The sequence below is a fragment of the uncultured Microbacterium sp. genome (assembly GCF_947489255.1).
GTDB lineage: Bacteria > Actinomycetota > Actinomycetes > Actinomycetales > Microbacteriaceae > Microbacterium > Microbacterium phycohabitans.
In genome coordinates this window covers 354355-378343 of the sequence record NZ_CANLCY010000002.1, presented here as the reverse complement: position 1 = coordinate 378343, position 23989 = coordinate 354355, and the positions used below count along the sequence as shown (strand labels likewise).

General features: G+C 70.9%; 21 protein-coding genes. 9 read left to right on the top strand and 12 right to left on the bottom strand.

All coding sequences use genetic code 11. The annotated features are described in order from the left end of the window. Positions 1-122: 122 nt before the first annotated feature. Entirely contained in the window at positions 123-380 is a 258-nt protein-coding gene (gene rpmA, locus Q0818_RS05755) for a 50S ribosomal protein L27 (RefSeq protein ID WP_298872544.1), read from the bottom strand. A gap of 18 nt (positions 381-398) precedes the next feature. Then, positions 399-707 carry a 50S ribosomal protein L21 gene (gene rplU, locus Q0818_RS05750; RefSeq protein WP_055836929.1) on the bottom strand — a complete coding sequence of 103 codons (309 nt, stop codon included), beginning with the start codon at positions 705-707 and terminating at the stop codon, positions 399-401. Between the two features lie 213 nt (positions 708-920). Here rplU and Q0818_RS05745 point away from each other — a divergent pair, with 213 nt between their 5' ends. Next, a complete protein-coding gene (locus Q0818_RS05745; protein ID WP_298872542.1) occupies positions 921-1199 on the top strand; it encodes a DUF4031 domain-containing protein in 279 nt (92 codons plus the stop codon). Between the two features lie 142 nt (positions 1200-1341). Here the strand turns inward: Q0818_RS05745 and Q0818_RS05740 are convergent, their stop codons facing one another. Then, complete coding sequence (locus Q0818_RS05740) at positions 1342-3990, bottom strand: ribonuclease E/G (protein WP_298872540.1); 2649 nt, start codon at positions 3988-3990, stop codon at positions 1342-1344. Positions 3991-4140: 150 nt separating this feature from the next. Between Q0818_RS05740 and Q0818_RS05735 the strand changes: the two genes are divergently transcribed. Genes Q0818_RS05735 through Q0818_RS05710 form a run of 6 tightly spaced genes read left to right on the top strand, consistent with a single transcriptional unit; the run spans position 4141 to position 7927 of the window. After that, positions 4141-4701 (top strand): YbaB/EbfC family nucleoid-associated protein, encoded by a 561-nt coding sequence (locus tag Q0818_RS05735; RefSeq protein WP_366943124.1) that lies wholly within the window; start codon positions 4141-4143, stop codon positions 4699-4701. Beyond that, on the top strand, positions 4698-4997 hold the full coding sequence (locus Q0818_RS05730) for a WXG100 family type VII secretion target (protein ID WP_298872537.1): 300 nt from the start codon (positions 4698-4700) through the stop codon (positions 4995-4997). The genes Q0818_RS05735 and Q0818_RS05730 overlap by 4 nt, the downstream gene beginning before the upstream one ends. Further along, a complete protein-coding gene (locus tag Q0818_RS05725; RefSeq protein WP_298872535.1) occupies positions 4994-5443 on the top strand; it encodes a hypothetical protein in 450 nt (149 codons plus the stop codon). Before Q0818_RS05730 ends, Q0818_RS05725 begins: the two co-directional genes overlap by 4 nt. Further along, positions 5440-5757 (top strand): hypothetical protein, encoded by a 318-nt coding sequence (locus tag Q0818_RS05720; RefSeq protein WP_298872532.1) that lies wholly within the window; start codon positions 5440-5442, stop codon positions 5755-5757. Before Q0818_RS05725 ends, Q0818_RS05720 begins: the two co-directional genes overlap by 4 nt. Next, the gene (locus Q0818_RS05715) at positions 5754-7280 is read left to right on the top strand and encodes a hypothetical protein (RefSeq protein ID WP_298872530.1); all 1527 of its coding nucleotides are present in this window, start codon (positions 5754-5756) and stop codon (positions 7278-7280) included. The genes Q0818_RS05720 and Q0818_RS05715 overlap by 4 nt, the downstream gene beginning before the upstream one ends. A gap of 47 nt (positions 7281-7327) precedes the next feature. Further along, entirely contained in the window at positions 7328-7927 is a 600-nt protein-coding gene (locus tag Q0818_RS05710) for a vitamin K epoxide reductase family protein (protein WP_298872527.1), read from the top strand. 414 nt (positions 7928-8341) lie between these two features. Here the strand turns inward: Q0818_RS05710 and ndk are convergent, their stop codons facing one another. From ndk to Q0818_RS05665, 9 genes are all read right to left on the bottom strand, one after another. Beyond that, positions 8342-8758 carry a nucleoside-diphosphate kinase gene (gene ndk, locus Q0818_RS05705; RefSeq protein ID WP_058231506.1) on the bottom strand — a complete coding sequence of 139 codons (417 nt, stop codon included), beginning with the start codon at positions 8756-8758 and terminating at the stop codon, positions 8342-8344. Between the two features lie 3 nt (positions 8759-8761). Beyond that, positions 8762-9175 carry a DUF4233 domain-containing protein gene (locus tag Q0818_RS05700; protein WP_298872524.1) on the bottom strand — a complete coding sequence of 138 codons (414 nt, stop codon included), beginning with the start codon at positions 9173-9175 and terminating at the stop codon, positions 8762-8764. Then, entirely contained in the window at positions 9172-10524 is a 1353-nt protein-coding gene (locus tag Q0818_RS05695; RefSeq protein WP_298872521.1) for a folylpolyglutamate synthase/dihydrofolate synthase family protein, read from the bottom strand. The genes Q0818_RS05700 and Q0818_RS05695 overlap by 4 nt, the downstream gene beginning before the upstream one ends. Next, on the bottom strand, positions 10521-13973 hold the full coding sequence (gene ileS / locus Q0818_RS05690; protein ID WP_298872519.1) for an isoleucine--tRNA ligase: 3453 nt from the start codon (positions 13971-13973) through the stop codon (positions 10521-10523). The genes Q0818_RS05695 and ileS overlap by 4 nt, the downstream gene beginning before the upstream one ends. Before the next feature lie 309 nt (positions 13974-14282). Next, positions 14283-15848, bottom strand: a complete 1566-nt coding sequence (locus Q0818_RS05685) for an ABC transporter ATP-binding protein (protein WP_298872517.1) — start codon at positions 15846-15848, stop codon at positions 14283-14285. Next, positions 15845-16666, bottom strand: coding sequence for an ABC transporter permease (locus Q0818_RS05680; RefSeq protein ID WP_298872515.1), 822 nt, complete (start codon positions 16664-16666; stop codon positions 15845-15847). Before Q0818_RS05680 ends, Q0818_RS05685 begins: the two co-directional genes overlap by 4 nt. Then, on the bottom strand, positions 16663-17640 hold the full coding sequence (locus tag Q0818_RS05675) for an ABC transporter permease (RefSeq protein ID WP_298872512.1): 978 nt from the start codon (positions 17638-17640) through the stop codon (positions 16663-16665). The genes Q0818_RS05680 and Q0818_RS05675 overlap by 4 nt, the downstream gene beginning before the upstream one ends. A 25-nt stretch (positions 17641-17665) precedes the next feature. After that, positions 17666-19279, bottom strand: a complete 1614-nt coding sequence (locus tag Q0818_RS05670; protein ID WP_298872510.1) for an ABC transporter substrate-binding protein — start codon at positions 19277-19279, stop codon at positions 17666-17668. A gap of 535 nt (positions 19280-19814) precedes the next feature. After that, positions 19815-20654 (bottom strand): DUF559 domain-containing protein, encoded by an 840-nt coding sequence (locus Q0818_RS05665; RefSeq protein WP_298872508.1) that lies wholly within the window; start codon positions 20652-20654, stop codon positions 19815-19817. Between the two features lie 354 nt (positions 20655-21008). Here Q0818_RS05665 and valS point away from each other — a divergent pair, with 354 nt between their 5' ends. Together valS and Q0818_RS05655 are read left to right on the top strand one after the other, a co-directional pair. Next, positions 21009-23576: a valine--tRNA ligase gene (gene valS, locus Q0818_RS05660; protein ID WP_298872505.1), complete on the top strand. Its 2568-nt coding sequence runs from the start codon at positions 21009-21011 to the stop codon at positions 23574-23576. Then, entirely contained in the window at positions 23576-23824 is a 249-nt protein-coding gene (locus tag Q0818_RS05655) for a hypothetical protein (RefSeq protein WP_298872502.1), read from the top strand. The genes valS and Q0818_RS05655 overlap by 1 nt, the downstream gene beginning before the upstream one ends. The last annotated feature ends 165 nt before the right edge of the window (positions 23825-23989 follow it).

The following is a 23989-nucleotide window of genomic DNA, read 5'->3' as shown; positions in this document are numbered from 1 at the left end:
GCCGACGCGGCGGGAGACGGGGGTGCCGTCGGTGCAGGCGAGGTTCGGGTCAGCCGTGCACGGGAAAAAAGACGAGGGGGCGGGCAGTGCCCACCCCCTCGGAAGCGCCGGAGCGCTGAGGATTACTCCGCTGCAGCGACGATGTTGACGACCTTGCGGCCGCCCTTGTTGCCGAACTCGACCGCACCCGCGGCCAGAGCGAACAGCGTGTCGTCGCCACCACGGCCGACGTTGGCGCCGGGGTGGAAGTGCGTGCCGCGCTGGCGGACGAGGATCTCGCCGGCGAGGACGGCCTGGCCGCCGAAGCGCTTCACGCCGAGGCGCTGTGCGTTGGAGTCACGACCGTTACGGGTGGAGCTTGCGCCCTTTTTGTGTGCCATCTCTGCGTCTCCTGGCTCTTACTTGATGCCGGTGATCTTGACGCGCGTGAGGTCCTGACGGTGGCCCTGGCGCTTCTTGTAGCCGGTCTTGTTCTTGAACTTCTGGATCACGATCTTCGGACCGCGCTCCTCGCCGAGCACCTCGGCCGTGACCGAGACCTTCGCGAGCTTGTCGGCGTCGGTCGTGACCGCGTCGCCGTCGACGAACAGGACGGCGGGCAGCTGGATGCTCTCGCCGATCTTCGCCTTCTGGCGGTCGAGCACGACGACCGTGCCGACCTGGACCTTCTCCTGGCGGCCGCCGGCGCGCACAACTGCGTAAACCACTTCACACCTGTTTCGTTCGGGAGCGCACGGCTCCGGTTGTCTGATGACGTTGGGAGGGTCTGATGACCCAAGTCTCGGTGCGATCCGGCCGACGAAAGTCAGCGGGGTCACGCTCCGATGAGAGCGGACGCGACGCACCAAGGGTCAAGTTTAGCTCACCCGGGGGCATCCGGCAAAAGCATCCGTCCCGCGTGTCGACCGTAGGATCGCGGAATGGCGATCCTCATCGACGACCCGCAGTGGCCCGCGCACGGACGACTGTGGGCGCATCTGGTGAGCGACACCGATCTCGACGAGCTGCACGCCTTCGCCGCCGCCGCCGGCATCCCTTCGCGCGCCTTCGACCTCGACCACTACGACGTCCCCGATGAGCGGCACGCAGACCTGGTCGCGGCCGGCGCCGAGCACGTGGGCGGGAAGGAACTCGTGCGCCGCTTGCGGGCCTCCGGCCTGCGCATCACCGCCCGGGAGCGGCGCGACGCGAGGCGCTGACACCGATCTCGCGGGCGGCCGATCGCGGCGGGCACGGGCGGTCGGTGGCATCCATCCCGTCCGACCGCATGCGTGAGGGGCCGCACGCCGCCGCCGGGAACGATGCTCGGCGACGGAGGACGACCCCTCACGGGATGGGGACTCAGGACTCCGGGTTCGGCTGCGCGTTGACCGGGGTGCCGGTGAGGGCGGCGGTGGTCACGCGGCGACGCGAACGCCCCTGCCCCGGAGCCTTGGGCTCGGGCAGCGCCTCGAGCACGGACTCCAGGAGCGCGTCCTTCTCGGTGCGCGGGGCCTTGGGTTCGCGCTTCTTCCGCGGACGCTTCTCACGCGCCGGGGCGGCGGGCGCCTCGGACTCGGACTTGGCCTCGAGCACGGCCTCGACGGAGGCGACGACGGCCGCCTCGACGACGGCCGGGTCGTCGATGGTCGGCTTGACGGTGGATGCCGCGATCTGAGCGAGCGCGGACTTCACGCCCTCCGTGATCACGTGCGTGCCGCCGGCCGGGGCTGCCGCGGAACCGCCGTTGCCGCCGTTCTGCGCCGAGCCGTTGCCGGAGCCGCCGTTCTGCGCGTTGCCGTTCTGTCCGTTGCCGCCGCGACCGCGACGGTTCGACGAACCGCCGTTGCCGCCGTTGCCGTTGCCCCCGTTGCCGCCGGCCGATCCCGAGGTGCGGTGACGCACCACCGGGTCGTGGTGCACGACGACCCCGCGACCGGCGCACACCTCGCACGCCTCGCTGAAGGTCTCGAGCAGGCCGAGACCCAGCTTCTTGCGGGTCATCTGCACGAGACCGAGCGAGGTGACCTCGGCGACCTGATGCTTCGTGCGGTCGCGGCTCAGGCACTCGATGAGGCGGCGCAGCACGAGGTCGCGGTTGGACTCCAGCACCATGTCGATGAAGTCGACCACGATGATGCCGCCGATGTCGCGCAGGCGCAGCTGACGGACGATCTCCTCGGCCGCCTCGAGGTTGTTCTTCGTGACGGTCTCTTCGAGGTTGCCGCCGGAGCCGACGAACTTACCCGTGTTGACGTCGACGACCGTCATCGCCTCGGTGCGGTCGATGACGAGCGAACCACCGGAGGGCAACCAGACCTTGCGGTCGAGGGCCTTCTCGATCTGCTCCGTGACGCGGAACGCGTCGAACGGGTCCTGCTCGCCCTCGTACTTCTCGACACGCTCGAGGAGGTCGGGGGCGACGCCCTGGAGGTAGGACGAGATCGTCTGCAGCGCCTCGTCGCCCTGGATGAGCATGCGCGTGAAATCCTCGTTGAAGACGTCGCGCACGATCTTCACCAGCAGATCGGGCTCGGAGTGCAGCAGGGCCGGCGCCTGAATGGTCTTCACCTGGCTCGACACGTGCTCCCACTGCGAGGTGAGGCGCTGCACGTCGAGGGTCAACTGCTCTTCGGTGGCGCCCTCGGCGGCGGTGCGCACGATGACGCCCGACGACTCGGGGAGCACCTCCTTGAGGATCTTCTTCAGGCGCGCACGCTCGGTGTCGGGGAGCTTGCGCGAGATGCCGTTCATCGTGCCGTTGGGCACGTAGACGAGGTATCGGCCGGGCAGCGAGATCTGGCTCGTCAGACGCGCACCCTTGTGGCCCACGGGGTCTTTGGTGACCTGCACGAGCACGCGGTCGCCCGACTTGAGGGCCAGCTCGATGCGGCGGGGCTGATTGTTGGTCTCGACGCCGTCCCAGTCGACCTCGCCGGAGTACAGCACGGCGTTACGACCGCGGCCGATGTCGACGAACGCCGCCTCCATGCTCGGCAGCACGTTCTGCACGCGACCGAGGTAGACGTTGCCGATGAGCGAGGCGTCCTGGTTGCGGGCGACGTAGTGCTCGACGAGCACGTTGTCTTCGAGCACGGCGATCTGGATGCGACCGGCCTTCGAGCGCACGACCATGACGCGGTCGACGGCCTCGCGGCGGGCGAGGAATTCGGCCTCGGTCACGACGGGTCGGCGGCGACCGGCTTCGCGACCGTCGCGGCGACGCTGCTTCTTCGCCTCGAGGCGCGTGGAGCCCTTGATGCGCTGCGGTTCGGTGATGACCTCGACCGCGCGCTGGCGGACGGGGGCGGCCGGGGCCTCGGGGGCCTCGTCGGCAGACCCGGTGCTCGCTCCCCCGCGGCGGCGGTTGCGGCGGCGCGCGTTCGCGGAGCCGCGCTCGGCGGGGCCCTCGTCGTCACGGTCGTCACGGTCGTCGCGGTCCCAGGACTCCTCGCGCGCCGGCAGCGGCGGAAGCGCGGGGGCGTAGAAGTGCAGCGCGGTCGACACGGCCGATACGAAGTTCTCGGGCAGCAGGCCGAGCGACACGGCCGTGGGGCGCGTCGGCTTCTCGGGCTCCGCAGCGACCTCGGGCTCCGCAGCGACCTCGGGCTCGGGCTCGGCGGGCACCTTGGGCTCGGCCGGCGCCTCGGGCTCGGCGGCGGTGTCGGGCTCAGCCGGGCTCGCGGACTCGGCCGGGGTCGCGGGCTCGGCCGGGGTCGCGGGCTCGGTCTGCTCCGTGACCGCGTCGGACGAGGTCGGCGCCTCGTCGGGAACCGGAACGGATGCCGCGACGGCGGCGTCCTCCGAGGTTGGCGCCACGACGTCGTCGGGCGCCGGGATGTCCGTCACGTCGAGCACCGCGGGAGCCTCGGTGTCGTCGGACGCCGCGTCCTCGGCATCCTGGACCGCCGCCTGCTCCTCGTCGACCACGTCAGCGTCTGATGACATGGCGGTGTCGGGTGAGACCTGAGTCTCGTCGGCGGGGTTCTGTTCGTCTGTCACATCGGCCATATCGGGGTACTCCCTGGCGGGCGACACCGCGCGTCGCCCGACGAAATCTCATGCAGCGCCGCACCCGGCGGGGCCGCGAACTCACTCGGTCTGCAGCCGGCCTGCGGCTCGGGCTGCGAAGGGCGGTCATCGCCCGAAGTCTTCTGGGTGATGTTCCTGCGGCGCGGCCGCGGTCACATCAGCCTTCATTATCGCATGAACCGCCGCGAACGCTCGCGACCGCGCGGGACCGACCCATCGCATCCGCCCTTCCACGCCCGGAGGGGCCTGGGTAGGCTCGCAGCTCTGGCGAAGGGGGCCACCATGACCTGGTCCGAGGACTCGCTCAGCGCTCCGGAGCAGGCACGCGCACGCGTGCACGCCCAGACGGCACAGGCCAGGGCGCTCGCGCACGATGCGGCCCGCATGGCCACCGACGTGCGCACCACCACCGCCACGCGCACTTCGGTCGGGCGGGAGGTGCGCGTTTCGGCAACCGCGGGCGGACGCGTGAATCGCGTCGATCTGTCCGCAAGCGCGATGGATCCGGATGCCGCGACCCTGTCGCGCATCATCACGGAGACCGTGCGCGAGGCGCAGCGCGACGCGGCGGACACCGCGCTTCGAACGATGGCGGAGAGCCTCGGGGATTCCTCGGAGCTCGTCGCCACGACACGCCGGTGCATCGAGGAAGAGGACGCCGGTCCGACCACAGGGAGGCTGGACGCATGATCAATCATCTGGAGGTGACGCCGGCTCGACTCGCGACCGCCGCGCAGAACATCAAGGACGCGGGGTCGCGGATCGACCAGCTCGTCGAGACGCTGACGCGCGAGGCCGCGACACTTAGCACGCAATGGAGCGGAGAGGCACAGCAGGCCTACGCGTTCGCCCAGGCGCAGTTCGGCACGAGCGCGGCCAGCCGCACAGCCCTGCTGACGAGGACGTGCGGGGCGCTGGACGACCTCGCCGCCGCCTACAGCGAGGTCGACCTCGCCGGTGCTCGCGGTCTGGGGGCGACGGCATGAGACGTCCCGTCCGCACGATCGCGGTCGTCGGCCTCGCGGTGGTCGCGAGTCTCGCCGCGGGCTGCAGCCAATCGCCGCTCGCCGACGATTCGTACAAGACGGCGATCCCCGCCGCACTCGAGGCCGCCGACCTCGGCATTTCGGATGCCTACGCCGATGTCAGCCTCGACGGGTTCACCGAGACCCTGACGGTGGGGGGAACCGTCACCCTCCCCACCGGGGAGGGGACGGAGGCGTCGCCGGAGTTCGTTCGCAGTGTGATCGGAATCGCCCTGGACGGGCGAAACCTGAACATGAAGTACCTCGACGTGGCTTTCCGCGACGGCGACGACACGAGGATCGACGTGGCATCAGCGCTCACGAGTCTCGGTGCGACGCCGAACTACGACGGGTCGAGCATCACCATGGACGAGGCGAGGACGATCGCGGAGGGGGCGACACGATGACAGCGGCGAACCAGCGCATCGAGATCGACGGCGGCGTTCTGAAGAAGCAGGCGTCCCTGGTGCGCGATGCGTCGGGCGCTTTCGCCTCGGCCGCGGACGGCGTTACCGCCGATCTGCCCCAGGAGGCGTTCGGTCTGCTGAGCCGGGGCCTCGTCGTCCCCCTCGCGAACGCGGTCGCGGATCGGGCGCGCGAATTCCTCGCGTCGGCGCAGAACCTGGCAGATCGCGTCGCCGACGGGGTCGACGACGCCACGACGGCGTTCTCCACGGTCGAACAGGATGCCGTGGACGTCTTCGCCGGGACCGGCGGATGACCGCCGCATCCGCCATCAGCTCCGAACTCGCGGGTGGCACCTGGGCTCGGGGCCTGCCCTCCACCGGTCCGGGGGGCGACGCGTGCGCGCAGATCCCCGGCATCGCGGGCGTCGTGCTGCAGTACGTGCAGCCGTTGCGCGACTGGTTCGACGAACTGGTCGGCAACCCCGCCGCCACGGCGGCCGTCGCCGCCGCGTGGGAGGACAGCTCGAGATCGCTGTCCGGTATCCCGGACACCGTTCAGAGCGCGCGGGCCTCGCTCGGCGAGCTCGACGGTCGCACGGTGCGTGCGCTGCGCGAGCGCCACGAAGACCTCTTCCAGGTGGCCCTCGACGCGGCCGAGTGGACGGCGGCGACCGCCGCCGCGCTGCGCCTGGCCTCCCGCATCGTGGAGGCCACCCGGTCGTTCGTCTGCGACGCTCTGGTTCAGCTGGCGCGCTTCGCCGACGACCTCTTCTCCTTCACTCTGAACCCCTTCGAGGTGGCCGATCGCGTCCAAGACTTCGCCCGGGGTGCGTACGACCTCATCGAGGCGACCGGACGTCTCGTCACCGACCTTCTCGAAGCCCTCGCGGCTCTCGGGTCGCTCCTGCAGCGGCTCCTGCCTCTCATCGCCGAGGGGATCGACGATCTGCAGCAGATCATCGCCAAGATGCTGCCGGCCCTGGGCGCTCTCGCGGGGGTGCCGTTCGGTCCTCTCGGGGTCGCCGGCGGGTTCCTTCTGGGCGGCGCGGGCCAGAACTTCCTGCAGAAATCGACGGATGTCGAAGAGCTCGACCCGGAGACGCTGACCGGCCAGAGACGCGAGGCGTGGGAGCGATCGCAAGAGGTGACCCGGCTGTCCACCCTCGCCGACCTCGTCTCGGTGAACGGCACGACCGACGGGATGGGCGGCGCCGACCAGACGGTCATCGACATCAAGAAGATCGTGGGATCCGACGGGATGGAGCGGTGGGTCGTCTCGCTCCCCTCCACGCAGGATTGGCAGCTCGGTCCCGACGCGGGCGCGTTGAACGACCGCGACTCGAACATCGCCCTCATGATGGACAATCCGGCTCTGCGCACGGCCTACGAGCGGGCGGTTCTCGAGGCGATGAGCGACGCGGGGGTGCCCCCGGGAAGCGACGTCGTCCTCACAGGGTTCAGCCAGGGCGGGATCATGGCGGCCAATCTGGCTTCCGACCGCACGTTCCCGTACAACACGGTCGGCGTCGTGACGAACGGATCGCCGATCGACTCTTTCGACGTGCCGCGCGACGTGCCGGTGTATGCCTTCCAGCACGTCACGGACGTCGTGCCGACTCTCGACGGGAACGCGTTCGACGAGATCCCGTCGAACGTCAATCGCGTGCTCATGCCGGGTCCGGCGAGTCCCATCGACGCGCACAACAACAAGGCCTACACGAACTCGGTCCATGCGTGGGAGCAGCAGTACGCCGCACAGCACGGAGGCCCACCCCCCGGCCTCGACCTGTTCACGGGAGAGGTGGTCGATCACAGCGTCTTCGCGACGCGCGAGTGAGGCCGTTCGAAGCGACCGCATAGCGCGACGGTGCGAGAATCGGCTCCATGAGTGAAGCCGTCGCCCCCCGCCGTCCGGTCGTCGTGGCCATCTGGTTGATCTTCGCGGGCGTGGTGGGATGGGTCGCCGCCTTCTCCCTGACCATGGAGCGCTTCCACCAGCTCATGAACCCGGGGGCCGCGGCGTCCTGCGACTTCAGCGTTCTCGTCCAGTGCTCCACCAACCTGCAGTCGTCGCAGGGCAGTGTCTTCGGCTTCCCCAACCCGATCATCGGCCTGGGGGCCTGGATCGCCCCGATCGTCGTCGGAATGGCCCTGCTGGCGGGCGCCCGCTTCGCCCGGTGGTTCTGGGTGCTGTTCTGGCTCGGCTTCGTCTTCGCGATCGGTTTCGTCGTCTGGCTCATCTCGCAGAGCCTGTTCGTGCTGGCGACCCTGTGCCCGTGGTGCATGGTCACGTGGGCGGTCGTCATCCCGTCGTTCTTCGTCGTCACCTTGCACGTGCTGCGCGAGGGCGTCATCCCGGGCGCCCCGAAGGTGCGCGAGGTCGCCGACCGACTCATGGTCTGGGTGCCGCTCATGGCCTTCGCGTGCTACGTCGTCGTCGCGGTGCTGGCGCAGGTGCGCCTGGACGTGCTGTCGCAGCTCTGACGCGTCGGTGCGTCGCGCTGCGCACATCCTCCGCCATGCGCATGACCTCAGCTCGAGCGACCCGGATGCCACTGACCCGGCGCGCATCGCTGAGGTTGTGCGCGCACGGGCACCGGTGGCTTCGACAGGCTCAGCCATCTCGCGTCGACGCCGGGGCTCGTGTTCCCGGCCGCGTCGGAGGTCGCTGAGCTCGTCGAAGGTCGTCGGACCCCGAAGGTCCCTGAGCTTGTCGAAGGGACCGGGAGCCGCGGGTCGGTGGCTTCGACAGGCTCAGCCACCTCACGTGGACGCTGCCCCCCGGTGCCTTCGACAGGCTCAGCCACCTCACGTGGACGCTGAGCCCGGTGGCTCGGCTCCGGGGAAGACGACGAAGGCCGCCGCCCTTGCGGGGCGGCGGCCTTCACGGCATCCGGATCAGGCGAACCAGATCGCGAGCTCGCGCTCGGCGGATTCGACGCTGTCGCTGCCGTGCACGAGGTTCTGCTGCACCTTCAGGCCCCAGTCGCGGCCGAAGTCGCCGCGGATCGTGCCGGGGGCGGCGGTGGTGGGGTCGGTGGTGCCGGCGAGGGAGCGGAAGCCCTCGATGACGCGGTTGCCCGCGAGGCGGATCGCGACCGAGGGGCCGGACAGCATGAACTCGAGCAGCGGCTCGTAGAACGGCTTGCCCTCGTGCTCGGCGTAGTGCCGGGCGAGGGTCTCACGGTCGGGCTCGACCAGGCGGATGTCGACGAGGGCGTAGCCCTTCGCCTCGATGCGGGCGAGGATCGCGCCGGTCAGGCCGCGGGCGACGCCATCGGGCTTGACCAGGACGAGGGTCTCTTCGGTGGCCATGGGTCATTCTCCGTTCGAGAGGTCGGGGTCGGCGGCCCGTCGCGCGTTCGCACGATCGAGGGCCGCTCCCTTGATCGTCGCATACGCCCACATGCCGCCGAAAATGACCGCGACCACGGCGAGGGCCGGAACGAGGAAACCGCCGAGCAGCAGGAGCACCTGCAGCCCCCACCCGGCGAACAGCGCCCAGCGATGACGCAGCAGACCCGACACCGCGACCATCGCGACGGCGAGCACGACACCGCCGACAATCCCCCACCACGGCTCGATGCCGAAGGGCAGGACCTTGAGGCCGTAGACGACGAGGCCGCCGAGGAAGACGATGATCGACTCGAAGCCGAGCACGACCGCGCCGAGCGACTCCTGCGCGCCGCGCTGACGACGCGGGCGCGGCGCGCGCGGTGCGCGGGGGCTCACGCCTGCCACCCCGATTTCCAATCCTCGAGCTCCGACAGACGCAGGGCTTCGCCGGCCAGCACGACGGAGCCGGCGATGACGACGGCCCGGCGGTCGGACTCCGCGGCCCACGCGCGCGCGGCGTCGGCCGCGTCCTCGAGGGTGGGGTGCACGGTGACGGGCAGATCGGCGGCCTCGGCGACGTCGGCGATCACGTCGGGGTCGGTGGCGCGGTCGCTGTCGGGGGCGGTGGCGAACACCCGCGCCACGGCGGGAACGAGCGCCGACATGATGCCCACGGCATCCTTCCCGTCGAGGATGCCGACGACGGCCCCCCACTCGTCGATGTCGAAGGCCTCGTCGAGGGCGGCGACCAGCGCGCGGGCGCCGTGCGGGTTGTGCGCGGCGTCCACGAGCACGGTCGGTGCGGTGCCGACGAGCTGCAGGCGCCCGGGCGAGGTGGCGTTGCCGAGTCCGTCGGCCACCACGTCGGCGGCGAGCGGCTGCGAGCCCCCGCCGATCAGCGACTCCACCGCGGCGACGGCGAGGGCGGCGTTGGTGCCCTGGTGCGCGCCGTAGAGGGGCAGGTAGACCTCGCGGTACGTGCCGGCGACACCGCGGATATCGAGCTGCTGGCCGCCGACCGCGAGCGTCTGCGCCTCGAGCGCGAAACCGTCGCCGGCCACGGCGACGTGCGCGCCCTCCTTCTCGGCGCGCGAGCGGATCGCGCGCAGGGCCTCCTCGGGCTGGGCCGCCGAGACGACCGCGGCTCCGGGCTTGATGATGCCGGACTTGACCGTGGCGATCTCGGCGATCGTCGCGCCCAGCCGGTCGACGTGATCGACGTCGATGGGGGTGAAGACCGCGACGTCGCCGTCGGCGGTGTTCGTGGAGTCCCACTCCCCGCCCATGCCGACCTCCAGCACGAGCACATCGATCGGTGCGTCGGCGGCGACCACGAAGGCGAGCACCGTGAGCAATTCGAAGAACGTCAGCGGGGCGTCGTCGGCCGCGGCCAACTCGGCATCCACCATGCCGACGAACGGCTGGATCTCGTCCCACGCGTCGGCGATCGCAGCGTCCGAGACGGGCTCGCCGTCGATGAGGATGCGTTCGGTGAAGCGTTCGAGGTGGGGGCTGGTGAACAGCCCCGTGCGAAGGCCCATCGCCCGCAGCAGGCTCTCGATCATGCGGCTGGTCGAGGTCTTGCCGTTCGTCCCCGTGATGTGGATCACGCGGTACGTGCGCTGCGGGTCGGCGAGCAGCTCGAGCACGCGGCGCGTGCGCTCGACGCGCGGCTGCACCCACTGCTCGCCCTGCCGTTCGAGCAACGCGCTGTAGACGGCGTCGGCCCTGGTGCGATCGCTCATGCGGGGGCTCCGATCCGTGCGACGGCGACCGTGACGGCCCCGACATTCGCGTAGGTCTTGGCGGCGAGCACGTTCTCGAACTCCGCGGGGGCCAGGGACCCCCGCTCGACGAGTCGGCCCGCGGGACCGGCCAGCACGACGGCTTCGGCGAGAGTCTCGGATGCCACCCCCGCGATGTCGAACGCCTGGGCCACGGCCTGCGCGTCGGAGTCTTCGACGAAGGTCAGCGAGAGGGAGATCCGGTCGCTCACGTCGAAGCCGGCCGCCTTGCGGGTGTCCTGGATGCCGCGGATCATGTCGCGTGCCAGGCCCTCGGCCTCGAGCTCCGGCGTGGTGACGGTGTCGAGCAGCACGAAGCCGCCGCCCGCGAGCACGGCCAGCGCCTCTCCCTCGGGGCGACCCGCGGTCTCGACGACGAGGTCGTACTCGGCGGGCTCGAGCGCGATGCCGCCCGCGACGACCTGTCCGTCGACCTCGCTCCAGTCGCCCTCGCGCGCCGCCTTGATGGCCTGCTGCACCTGCTTGCCCAGGCGGGGTCCCGCGGCACGGGCGTTCACCGAGAGCCGGTGCGTGATGCCGTACGCGGCAGCGGTGCCCTCCTCGAGCGCGACCTGCTCGACGCTCTTGACGTTGAGCTCGTCGCGCAGAATGTCGTCGAACTGCGCCAGGCCGGCGGCATCCGCCGTCACGACGGTCAGACGCGGCAGGGGCAGGCGGACGCGCTTGCCCTCGCGCTTGCGCAGGGCGTTGGCGACGCTGGAGACCTCGCGGACGGTGTCCATCGCGGTGCGGATGTCGGCGGACGCGGGGAACGCGGCGGCATCCGGCCAGTCGGTCAGGTGCACGCTGCGTCCACCGGTCAGACCCTGCCAGACGCGCTCGGTGACGAGAGGCAGCAGCGGGGCGGCGACGCGGGTGAGGGTCTCGAGAACCGTGTACAGCGTGTCGAAGGCCTCGCGGCTGCGCGGATCGTCGGTCACGCCCACCCAGAAGCGGTCGCGCGAGCGGCGGATGTACCAGTTGGTCAGCACCTCGGCGAAGTCGCGCAGGCGCTCGGCCGCGGTCGTGGAGTCCAGGCCCTCGAGGTCGGCCGCGACGTTCGTCACAAGGTCGCCGGTCAGCGCCAGGATGTACCGGTCGAGCACGTCGGTGGAGTCGGTGCGCCATTCGGCCTCGTAGCCGTCGGCACCGGATGCATTTGCGTACGTCGCGAAGAAGTACCACGCGTTCCACAGCGGGAGCAGGAACTCGCGCACGCCCGAGCGGATGCCCTCCTCGGTCACGACGAGGTTGCCGCCGCGCAGCACGGAGCTCGACATGAGGAACCACCGCATGGCATCCGAGCCGTCGCGATCGAACACCTCGCGCACGTCGGGGTAGTTGCGCAGCGACTTCGACATCTTCTGCCCGTCGTTGCCCAGCACGATGCCGTGGCACGACACACCCGTGTACGCCGGGCGGTCGAAGAGCGCGGTCGAGAGCACGTGCATCACGTAGAACCAGCCGCGGGTCTGCCCGATGTACTCGACGATGAAGTCGGCCGGAGCGTGCTCGTCGAACCACTCGTGGTTCTCGAACGGGTAGTGCACCTGCGCGAACGGCATGGAGCCTGAGTCGAACCACACGTCGAGCACGTCTTCGATGCGGCGCATCGTCGACTGCCCGGTCGGGTCGTCGGGGTTCGGCCGGGTGAGGTCGTCGATGTAGGGACGGTGGAGGTCGACCTCGCCGTCCGCGTTCACCGGGAGGCGGCCGAAGTCGGCCTCCATCTCGGCGAGCGAGCCGTACACGTCGACGCGCGGGTAGTCGGGGTTGTCGCTCTTCCACACCGGGATCGGCGACCCCCAGTAGCGGTTGCGGCTGATCGACCAGTCGCGCGCACCCTCGAGCCACTTGCCGAACTGGCCCTCCTTGACGTTCTCGGGCACCCAGGTGATCTGCTGGTTGTTCGCCAGCAGGTCGTCCTTGATGTCGGTCACGCGCACGAACCAGCTCGACACGGCCTTGTAGATCAGGGGGTTCCGGCAGCGCCAGCAGTGCGGATACGAGTGCTCGTACGAGGCCTCGCGCACGAGGCGACCAGCCTGCTTCAGCAGGCGGATGAGGGGCCGGTTGGCCTCCATCCACAGCTCCCCCGCCACGTCGGTGACGGCCGACAGGAAGCGGCCGCCATCGTCGAGCGAGATGATGGTCGGCAGGCCCGCGGCGTCCGCGAGGCGCTTGTCGTCCTCACCGTAGGCCGGGGCCTGGTGCACGATGCCCGTGCCGTCGGAGACGGTGACGTAGTCGTCGACGAGGATCTTCCAGGCGTCCTGCGTGCCCCACACCGAGGCGTCGGCGTAGTAGTCGAAGAGGCGGTCGTACGACACGCCCTCGAGCTCCGCGCCCAGGATCGTGGACTGCACGGCCGTGCGGGCGGCATCCGGGCTCTCGTACCCGAGGTCTTTGGCGTAGTTCGGCAGCAGGTCCTCGGCCAGCAGGTAGCGGTGGGCGACGGCCTCGAAGGCTTCGTCGGGCGTGCCGTCGGCGGTCGTATGCACGTCGGCGGCGCCGTTCGGGCCGCCCTCGATCACGGCGTACCGGATGCCGGGACCCACCGCGAGCGCGAGGTTCGTCGGCAGGGTCCACGGCGTCGTCGTCCAGGCCAGAGCCCGCACGCCCGTGAGACCGAGCGCCTCGGCCTTGGCACCGACGAGGGGGAAGGTGACGGTGACCGAGGGGTCCTGGCGCATCTTGTAAACGTCGTCGTCCATGCGCAGCTCGTGCGTGGAGAGGGGGGTCTCGTCGCGCCAGCAGTATGGCAGCACGCGATAGCCCTCGTAGGCGAGACCCTTGTCGTGCAGGGTCTTGAAGGCCCAGAGCACGCTCTCCATGTAGGTCGTGTCGAGCGTCTTGTAGCCGCGGTCGAAGTCGACCCAGCGCGCCTGGCGGGTGACGTAGTCCTGCCACTCCCGCGTGTACTCGAGCACCGACTCGCGGGCCTTGGCGTTGAAGGTCGCGACCCCCATGGCCTCGATCTCGTCCTTCTCGGTGATCCCGAGCTGCTTCATCGCCTCGAGCTCGGCCGGGAGGCCGTGGGTGTCCCACCCGAACACGCGGTCGACCTTCTTGCCGCGCATGGTCTGGAAACGCGGGAAGACGTCTTTCGCGTACCCGGTGAGCAGGTGCCCGTAGTGCGGCAGGCCGTTCGCGAACGGCGGGCCGTCGTAGAAGACCCACTCCTGGGCGCCCTCGCGGTTCGCGATCGAGGCGCGGAAGGTGTCGTCGGCCGCCCAGAACGCGAGCGTGTCGTTCTCGATCTCCGGGAAGCGGGGGCTGGGGACGACGGATGCCGTGGCGGCGGCGCTTCCGCCGGATGCAGGGGCCGTGGCATCCGGGGTCGACGCGGGCGTGCCCGCAAGACCGGCGTCGGCGGCGGGTCCGAAGGATGAGGGGCGAGGGTAGGTCATGTCTCTCCGCGGGTCGAGGTCTGCTCGCCGGGACGATCCGTCAGGACCGCGGTACCACCCTGCATTGCGCGCCTTGATGGCGCGCCTCTCTCACTGCGGCGATGACGGGCCTGCCCCGCGCGGTTCTAGTGGTCCGGTCCCTGAGCGTGTCGAGGGGCCGGACGTTCTTCCGCGAGCTCCCCGGTGATGGCCGGATCGACGCTGTTGCCCTCATTCTACGCGAGCGCGGGGCTGCGCGCGCCGGCGCGGCGCTCGAGGGCGCGGGTCGGGGCCGCGTCGCGCGGCGGCGTCGGCCGCGCCAAGTGACCCTCACTGCGGAGTTGCGGCTCCGCCGGGTTCGGAGCGGAGGCCGGCCGCGGCCAGCAGCTCGCGGGTGAAGGGGTGCGCGGGGGCGGCGAAGACGCACGAGACGGCGCCCGAGTCGACGACCCGACCGTCCTTCATCACGATCACGTCGTCGGCGATCGCGGCCACCACGTCGAGATCGTGCGTGATGAACACCATCGCGAGATCCCGCTCGGACTGCAGCGCGAGCAGGCGGTCGAGGATGCGCGCCCGCACCGACGCATCGAGGGCCGACACCGGCTCGTCGAGCACGAGCAGATCGGGCGACACCGCCAGGGCTCGCGCGATCGCGACACGCTGGCGCTGACCGCCCGACAGCTGCGCGGGCCGGCGACGAACGAACGCCGGCGAGAGGCCGACCTCTTCGAGCAGCGCGGCGACCGCGGCACGGCGCTCGCCCCGCGGCACCCCTCCGGCGGCGACGGCCTCGCCGAGCGTGCGCCCGATCGTCCATCGCGGGTCGAGAGCACCCCACGGATTCTGCTGCACCAGCTGCACGCGCGTGCGCGCGGCGCCGACGGCGACCCGCGACGACCAGGGCCGGGCGTCGAAGCGCAAAGACCCGGCATCCGGATCCGTCACCCCCACGATCATACGGGCGAGGGTCGTCTTGCCCGAGCCCGACTCCCCCACCACCGCGAGGGTGCGTCCGCGACGCAGGGCGAGCGAGACGTCGTCGACGGCCACGCGGTCGCCGAAGCGTTTCCCGAGGCCGTCGGCGCGCAGCAGGGGCTCGTCGGTGCGAGGACTCCGTCCGAGCGGCTCGTGCGAGACCGCGACCACCAGCGCCCGCGTGTGGGGATCGCGGGGGGATTCCAGCACCTCGGCCGTCGGGCCGGTCTCCACGACGCGTCCTTCGTGCAGGACGACGACCCGGTCGGCGACCCGCGCGACGGCGCCGAGGTCGTGACTGATGAAGACCACGGCCACGCCGTCGTCGGCGATGCGTCGCAGAAGCGCCAGCACCCGGGCCTGCACGGTGGCATCCAGAGCCGTCGTGGGCTCGTCGGCGACGAGCACCGCCGGGTGCGCCGCAAGCGCGGAGACGATGAGCGCGCGCTGACGCAGACCCCCCGACAGCTCGTGCGGGTACTGCCGTGCCCGCACGTCGGGCTCGGGCATCGCCACCCGCGCGAGGCTGTCGAGCACGCGCGCGGCGAGAGCGGCGCCGCGCACCGAGGGCTCGTGGATGCGGACCGGTTCGGCGACCTCGGCGCCGATGCGGCGGAGCGGATCGAGGGACACGAGCGCGTCCTGCGACACCAGCGCGATGCGGCGGCCGCGCAGTCGTCTCCATTGCCGCTCGCCGAACGCGCGCGTGTCGACGCCGTCGATCTCGAGCTCGTCCGCCGAGCTGCGCAGACCCGTCGGCGTGAGCCCCAGCAGGGCCCGGGCGCTCACCGATTTGCCGGTCCCCGACTCCCCGACGATCGCGACGCACTCCCCCGGCGCGACATCGAGATCGAGATCGCGGACGATCGAGCCCGACGGCCCGTCGATCCGCAGGCCTCGCACCCGCACGCCGCTCATGCGCCCCGCTCCTCGGCTCGCGCGCGCAGGATGCGGCCGACCACGCTGACGCTCACGACGGTGGCGGTGATGGCCAGCCCGGGGAACAGCGCGACCCACGGGGCCTGCAACAGGAGGTTGCGTCCCGCGGAGAGCATGAGGCCCCACTCCGCGGTCGGCTCGGTGGGGCCGAGCCCCAGGAAGCTGAGCCCCGCGGCCGCGAGGATGCTCGTGCCGACACCGATGGTCGCGAGCACGCTCGCGGCGCCGAGAACGCCCGGCAGCACGTGGCGCACGTGCACCACCGCGGCGGGTACACCGATGAGGCGCGCCGCTTCGACGTGCTCGGCCGCCGCGAGCGAACGCGTCTGCGCGCGCGCCAGTCGCACATACACCGGGACCGCCGCGATCGTCACCGCGATCGCGACGTTCACGGCTCCGGGACCGAGCACCGCGACGACCAGCAGCGCCACCAGGAACTCGGGGAAGGCCAGCAGCACGTCGACCACGCGCATCGCCGCGGCGTCGACGAGGCGCGGCGCGACGGCCGAGAGCGAACCCGCGACGACCCCGACGACGAGGGCGAGAGCCGTGGCGAGCAGGCCGATGCCGACCGACCGGCCCGCCCCGTACACGACGCGCGAGTAGACGTCGCGTCCGCTCTGATCGGTGCCGAACCAATGCGCCGCGCTGGGCGGCTGGAGCGTGGAGCGCACGTCGGTGAGCAGCGGATCGTGGGTGGCGAGGAGCCCGGGCGCGACGGCGGCGAGGGCGATGACGGCGAGGACGGTACCGGCGGCGATCAGCGCGGCCCGGCGCGCCGGACGGGGCCCGCTCACGACGGCACCGCCGTCCGCACGCTCAGCGCGGGTTCCGCGGCACGCAGGCGGGGGTCGATCAGGGGCACGACGAGGTCGACGATCGTGTTGATCACGACGAAGACGAGCGCGCTGAGCAGGATCACCCCGGTGATCACGGGCAGGTCGCGGTCGGTGATGGCCGTGAGCGTGACGCGACCGATTCCGGGACGGGCGAACACCGTCTCGACCAGCACCGCTCCGCCCAGAAGCGACCCCACGAGGTACGCGGCGAGCGTGAGTCCCCCGGCCCCGGCGTGGCGCAGGGTGTGGTGCACGCTCTCGCGCACCGCGCCGGCGCCGCGGGCCCGCACGGTCAGCAGGAAGGGCTCGCGCTCGGCCGCCTCGACACCGTCGCGCAAGACCTGCGACAGCAGAGCGGCGACGGGGAGCGCCAGCGTCACCGCGGGGAGCACGATGGCGGCGCCGTCCCGCGCCCCCGACACCGGGAACCACCCCAGCTGGAACGAGAACACGCTCAGCAGCACGAGGCCCGTCCAGAACACCGGCGACGACAGCACCACGAGCTCGATCCCGGATGCCACCGCACGACCGGTCCGCCCGCGAACGAGCAGAGCGGATGCCAGCGCCAGCACCACCGCGATGACCAGGGCGAGTGCCGACAACTGCAGCGTCGGCCCGAGCTGGCGCCCGATGACCTCGGTCACGGGCAGGCGCAGCTGGTACGACTCGCCCAGATCGCCCCTCGCGAGGCGCGCGATGAACGACGCGTACTGCTCCACAACCGGCCGGTCGAGGCCGAGGTCGCTGCGCATCGCCGCCTTCACCGCATCGCCGACCTGCGCCTGCGGCCCCAGCATCACCTCGACGGGATCGCCGGGGATGACCCGGAACGCCACGAACGCCAGGGTCGCGGCCCCCCAGAGCACCAGGACGACGGATGCCACGATCCCGCCGATGCGCGTGAAGATCGCGCGCGGGCGAGAGCGTGGCATCCGGGGTCCGTCGTCAGCGGTGGACTCAGCCGACCGAGGCTGTGGCGAAGAGCGGACGACCGTACAGGTCGAAGCTCAGCCCGGTGATGTCGGGACGCACGGCGCTGATCAGCGTGGGGCTGTACAGCGGCACGATCGCGGCGTGCTCGGCGTTCCACTGCTGCACCTGGGCGTACACGTCGTTGCGCGCGGCGGCATCCGTGGTCGAGGCGCCCTGTTCGAGCAGCGCGTCCATCGCCGGGTCGCTCACCTGAGACGCGTTCTGGAAGCCGTCGGTGGCGAGGTGGCTGCGCAGCAGGTCGGGGTCGACGCCCGAGAAGCCCCAGTCGGTCACGTCGTAGGTCTTCGGTCCGTACTGCTCGTTGTAGGCACCGGGCTCGAGAACCTCGCGCTGCAGGTCGAAGCCCACGGCCTTCAGGTCGCTCTGCACGGCGTTGGCCAGGGCGGCGCGGTCGTCGGGCACGGGGGTCCAGGCGATCCAGCGGGCGGTGAGACGCTGTCCGTCCTTGGTGCGGATGCCGTCGGCATCCCGTCCTGTCCAGCCGGCCTCGTCGAGCAGGGCGTTCGCCTCCGCCTGGTCGAAGGGCCAGGAGTTCTCGAGGCTCGCGTCGTAGCCGGGGGTGGTGGCGCCGAGGATGCTCCACGCCCGCGGGTACTGGCCGAAGAAGATCTCGTCCACGGCCGTGTCGACATCGATCGCGCGGGTGAACGCCTGGCGCACCTTCTCGTCGGCGAAGACGCCGTACTTCTCGTTCAGGAACAGGGAGTAGGGCAGCCCGGGGTAGGCGATCGACTGCACGGTGTCGTCGGCGGGCACCTGCGAGACGAGGTTCGGGGGCAGGTTGGTCACCACGTCGGCCTGGCCGCTGGAGAGCGCCCCGACGCGCACCGAGGCCTCGGGGAGGATGTCGACGCGGAGCGTCTTGAAGGCGGGCGCGCCGGCCCCGTCGGGACCCCACGTGTAGTCGTCGTTGCGGGTGTAGACGATGTCCTGATCGGGCGTGTATTCGGTCAGTTCGAAGGGACCCGTGCCGACGGTGACGTCGGGGCCGCCCGCGGCGAGCTGGTCGGCCTTGGTCTCGAGCACGGTCGGCGAGTAGAAGCCGAGCAGAGCGGTGCTCGCGGCCTGCAGGAACGGCGCGTAGGGCTGCGTGAAGCGCACGCGCACGGTGTGCTCGTCGACGACGTCGGTGCCCGCGTACAGGTCGCCGCCCAGCATGCTCGCGGCCTGGGCGGAGGCGGTGTCGGGGTCGACGATGCGATCGAAGTTCGCCTTGACGGCGGCGGCGTCGAAGGGCGTGCCGTCGTGGAAGGTCACGTCGGTGCGCAGGCGGAAGAGGTAGCTCGCACCGTCGTCCTCGATGTCCCAGGACTCGGCGAGCCACGGCGAGAACGATCCGTCGGGCTCCTGGAACACGAGCGAGTCGAGCACGGCGCGCTGCACCATGGCGGTGACGTCGAGCTGACTGGTCTGCGGGTCCATCTTGCCCGCCGAGAGGTTCGCGCCCTCGATCGCCCAGACGATCTCGCCGTCACCGGACGCCGCCGGGTCGGACCCGGCGCAGGCGGAGAGGGACAGAGCGGCGACCGCGCCGACGGCCACGGCGGAGAGCACGCGCCGGGAAAGCTGAGAAGGCATGACGAAACCTCGAAGTCTTCGGTGGGGGAACCCCCAGCCTACCCGCGTTCCTGGACCGGGTGCGGAAAGTCCGGAGTTCGCGGCCGCGCGGCCGCGCTGAGGCGCCCGTGCTCCGCGATGCGCACAGCCTCCACGCCGCGCATAACCTCCGCGATGCGCACAACCTCCGCCAGCATCCGCCCCGTCGCACTGACCCTGTGCACATCGCCGACCCTGCGCACGGCGCGCAGCCCGTGACCACTCACCACCCGCGCACAACCTCCGCGCCGCGCACAACCTCCGCCAGCATCCGCCCCGCTGAACTGACCCTGTGCACATCGCCGACCCTGCGCACGGCGCGCGGCCCATGACCACTCCCACCCGCGCACAACCTCCGCGCCCTGCACAACCTCCGCGATACGCACAACCTCCGCCAGCATCCGCCCCGCTGAACTGACCTTGTGCACATCGCCGACTCTGCGCACGGCGCTCGGCCCGGGGCGTCCAGCCCAGGCCAACCGCGCACGGCGCGGGACATTAAGCCCTCCCGCACGACTCACGCGCGGTGGAGGCCCTGGGCCACCGCGTGCATGATCAGCTCCTGCACCTCGGGCCAGCGGTGCATGACCTGCTCATAGCTCACACGGATGACGTGATAGCCGAGCAGCATGAGCGCGGCATCGTGCCGGATGTCCTCCGATCGTTGCGGGCCGACGTGATGCCCGCCGTCGATCTGCACCGCGAGTCGCTCGCCGATGAGGAAGTCCACCCGATGACCATCGATCCAGATCTGTGGCCGGATCGAGAGGCGGAGCCATCGCAACCGCGTCGAGAAGTACGTTTCGAGTCCCGAATCCGCCCACGGTGTCACCTCGGTCGCGAGACGGCGCGCAACGCCCACCCACGGCAGCCGTTCGAGTCTGCGACGGTCGACGAGCCGCTTGTTCACCGCCGACTCCCACACCGCGAGCGCTTCTTCGTAGGGCCGGCACGCGGCCACGGTCATGAGCACGTTCTCGACGCCGTCTTCGAGCAGATCGGGATGCCGCGGAACGATCGCGCGTTGCCAATGGACGACGGCCGCCGTCTCGGCGATCTTCCCCCGGCCGGGGTAGGCGACGTGCGGGCGGTCGGGACGCTCGTGCACCCAGATCCCGAGGCGCTCGGCGGCGGTGACGCAGGACACGACGGTTCCCGTCCTCGCCGCCGCGACCAGGTACTCATCGGCATCGGGGCTGGCGATCCAGTCACGGCGTACCCGCGTCACGAGTCCGCGCGAGATGGCATCCGCGATCTGACGACGACCGTGCCCCTCCCGGACGAGCCGCGTCGGCCGCGCCACGCCACCGAGTTCTGCGACACGTCCGGCGACGGAACGAGCTCGATCGGTGGGCATGACGACATGGTGCGCGACGGGCACGCGCTCCGGGGGCGTCGCGTCGGCTCTGTGGATCATCTGGCCCCTGGGGAGGAGGCGCGGCGTCGCGCTCACGAACTCCGCGATGTGCACAACCTCCGCCCGCATCCGCGTCAATCGACGGAGATTGCGCGCATCGCTCACTTTGCGCGCACCGAACGCAGCTGAGAAGCCGCATGCAGCCGCGCCCCACCGCCGCACGCGGGGCCGCACAGCCGGTACGGCACACGTCCGCGCGTGCCCCGACACGAGGACCCCGGCCCGATACGATGGATGCCGCACCCATCAGGCACGCTCACACAGTGCCGCCCATATCGCTCGAGGAGTTTTTCCATGGCCACGATCCCCGACAAGCCCGCGCTGGAAGGCCTCGAGCAGAAATGGGACGCCGCGTGGCGCGAGCGCGGCACCTATGTCTTCGACCGCCTGCGCGCCGCCGAGGCCGGCCGCCAGGGCGTCTACTCCGTGGACACGCCGCCGCCGACGGCATCCGGAAGCCTGCACATCGGGCACGTGTTCTCGTTCACGCACACCGACGTGAAGGTGCGCTTCGAGCGCATGCGCGGCAAGACGGTGTTCTACCCGATGGGCTGGGACGACAACGGCCTGCCCACCGAGCGCCGCGTGCAGAACTACTACGGCGTGCGCTGCGATCCCTCGCTCCCCTACGACGCCGACTTCACCCCGCCGTTCGCGGGCGGCGACAACAAGAGCAGCAAGGCCGCCGATCAGGTGCCCATCAGCCGCCGCAACTTCATCGAGCTGTGCGAGCAGCTGACGGTCGAAGACGAGAAGCAGTTCGAGGATCTCTTCCGCGAGCTGGGCCTCAGCGTCGATTGGACGCAGACCTACCGCACGATCTCCGACGACTCGATCCGCACGAGCCAGCTGGCGTTCCTGCGCAACATCGAGCGCGGCGAGGCGTACCAGGCCCTCGCGCCGACGCTGTGGGACGTGGACTTCCGCTCCGCGATCGCCCAGGCCGAGCTCGAGGACCGCGACCAGCCCGCCGCCTACCACCGCGTCGGCTTCGCCAAGACCGACGGTTCGGGCGACGTGTTCATCGAGACCACCCGCCCCGAGCTCCTCGCAGCGTGTGTAGCCCTCGTTGCGAACCCCGACGACGAGCGCTACCAGCCGATGTTCGGCACCACCGTGCGCACCCCGCTGTTCGACGTCGAGGTGCCCGTGCTCGCCCACCCGCTCGCGCAGAAGGACAAGGGGTCGGGCATCGCCATGATCTGCACCTTCGGCGACGTGACCGACATCATCTGGTGGCGCGAGCTCGACCTCCCCAACCGCACGATCATCGGCAAAGACGGGCGGATCGTCGCCGACGCCCCCGACGTGATCGTGACGGATGCCGCGAAGGCGGCGTACGACGAACTCGCCGGCAAGACCGTGTTCAGCGCCAAGAAGCGCGTCGTCGAGCTCCTGCAGGAATCCGGCGCCATGGAGGGCGCCCCGAAGCCCTTCACGCACCCCGTGAAGTTTTTCGAGAAGGGCGACCGGCCGCTCGAGATCGTGTCGACCCGCCAGTGGTACATCCGCAACGGCGCGCGCGACGCCGAGCTGCGCGAGCGTCTGGTGGCCCTCGGTCGCGAGATGTCGTGGCATCCGGACTTCATGCGCGTGCGCTTCGAGAACTGGACCAACGGCCTCACCGGCGACTGGCTCGTATCGCGCCAGCGCTTCTTCGGTGTGCCGATCCCGGTCTGGTACGGCCTCGACGACAGCGGCGAGCGGGACTACTCCCGCGTGCTCACCCCCGATCTCACGTCGCTCCCCGTGGACCCCACGGTCGACGTGCCCCCGGGCTACACCGAGGACCAGCGGGGCATTCCCGGCGGCTTCGACGCCGAGCGCGACATCCTCGACACGTGGGCGACCTCCTCGCTCACCCCGCAGCTCGCCGGTGGCTGGCAGCGCGACGAGGAGCTGTGGAACCTCGTCTCGCCGTTCGACCTGCGCCCGCAGGGCCAGGACATCATCCGCACGTGGCTCTTCTCGACCATGCTGCGCAGCGCCCTCGAAGACGACCGCAGCCCCTGGACGGATGCTGCGATCTCCGGCTTCATCGTCGACCCCGACCGCAAGAAGATGTCGAAGTCGAAGGGCAACGTCGTCACGCCCGCCGACATCCTGAAGCAGCACGGCTCCGACGCGGTGCGCTACTGGTCGGCATCCAGCCGTCTCGGCACCGACGCGGCCTTCGACCCGCAGAACCCCACGCAGGTGAAGATCGGCCGCCGCCTGGCCATCAAGCTGCTGAACGCGGCGAAGTTCGTGCTGTCGTTCCCCGTGCCCGAGGGCGCCGAGGTGACGCACGCGCTCGACGCGTCGATGCTCTCGACCCTGGATGCCGTGGTGCGCGACGCGACGGCCGCCTTCGAGGCCTACGACCACGCGCGGGCGCTGGAGATCACGGAGTCGTTCTTCTGGACGTTCTGCGACGACTACCTCGAGCTCGTCAAGGAGCGCGCCTACGACCAGTCCGACGTGGGTCAGGCCTCGGCCGCCCTCGCGCTGCGCACGGCCCTGTCGGCGCTCGTGCGCCTGTTCGCTCCCGTGCTGTCGTTCGCGTCGGAGGAGGTGTGGTCGTGGTTCGAGGAGGGCTCGGTGCACACCGCCGCGTGGCCCGAGCCGCTGGGCATCGAGGGCGACCCGGCCGTGCTCACGGCCGTGAGCGCCGCGCTCATCGGCATCCGTCGCGCCAAGACCGAGGCCAAGGCCTCGCAGAAGACGCCCGTGACCTCCCTCACCGTGGCCGGTCCGAACGTCGAGGCGCTGCGTCTCGCCGAGGGCGACCTGCGCGCCGTGGGTCGCATCGAGACGATCGCCTTCGCCGAGGGCGACTCCACCACCGTCACCGACATCGTGTTCGCACCCCAGGAGGACTGATGCAGCTCGGAACCCGTTGGACCGCCCGTGAGCAGCCGCCGAAGGCCGTTCCCGAGGCGCTGCACGCGCAGATCGCCGCGGTCGAGGCCGCGCTCAACCCCGACGGCCTGAGCGCCCCCGCCCCGCGGTGGACGCTGACCTTCCTCGAGGGGCGGCCCGTCGCCGAGCTCGACACGGGGGTCATCGTGTCGCAGGAGGCATCGGGCGAGGTCGTCGTGCGTTACGACGACGACGCCGAGTTCGCCTGAGTCGCCCGCTCCGGCCGTCGAGCCCGCCGCCGCCTTCGGGCGGTCGGCGGGCTCTCCCGTTCGGCGTCGAGGTGCCCCGGTCCCTTCGACACGCTCAGGGACCTCCGCCGGGGAGGTGGCTGAGCCTGTCGACGCCACCAGACGCGCAGGTTCCGGTCCCTTCGA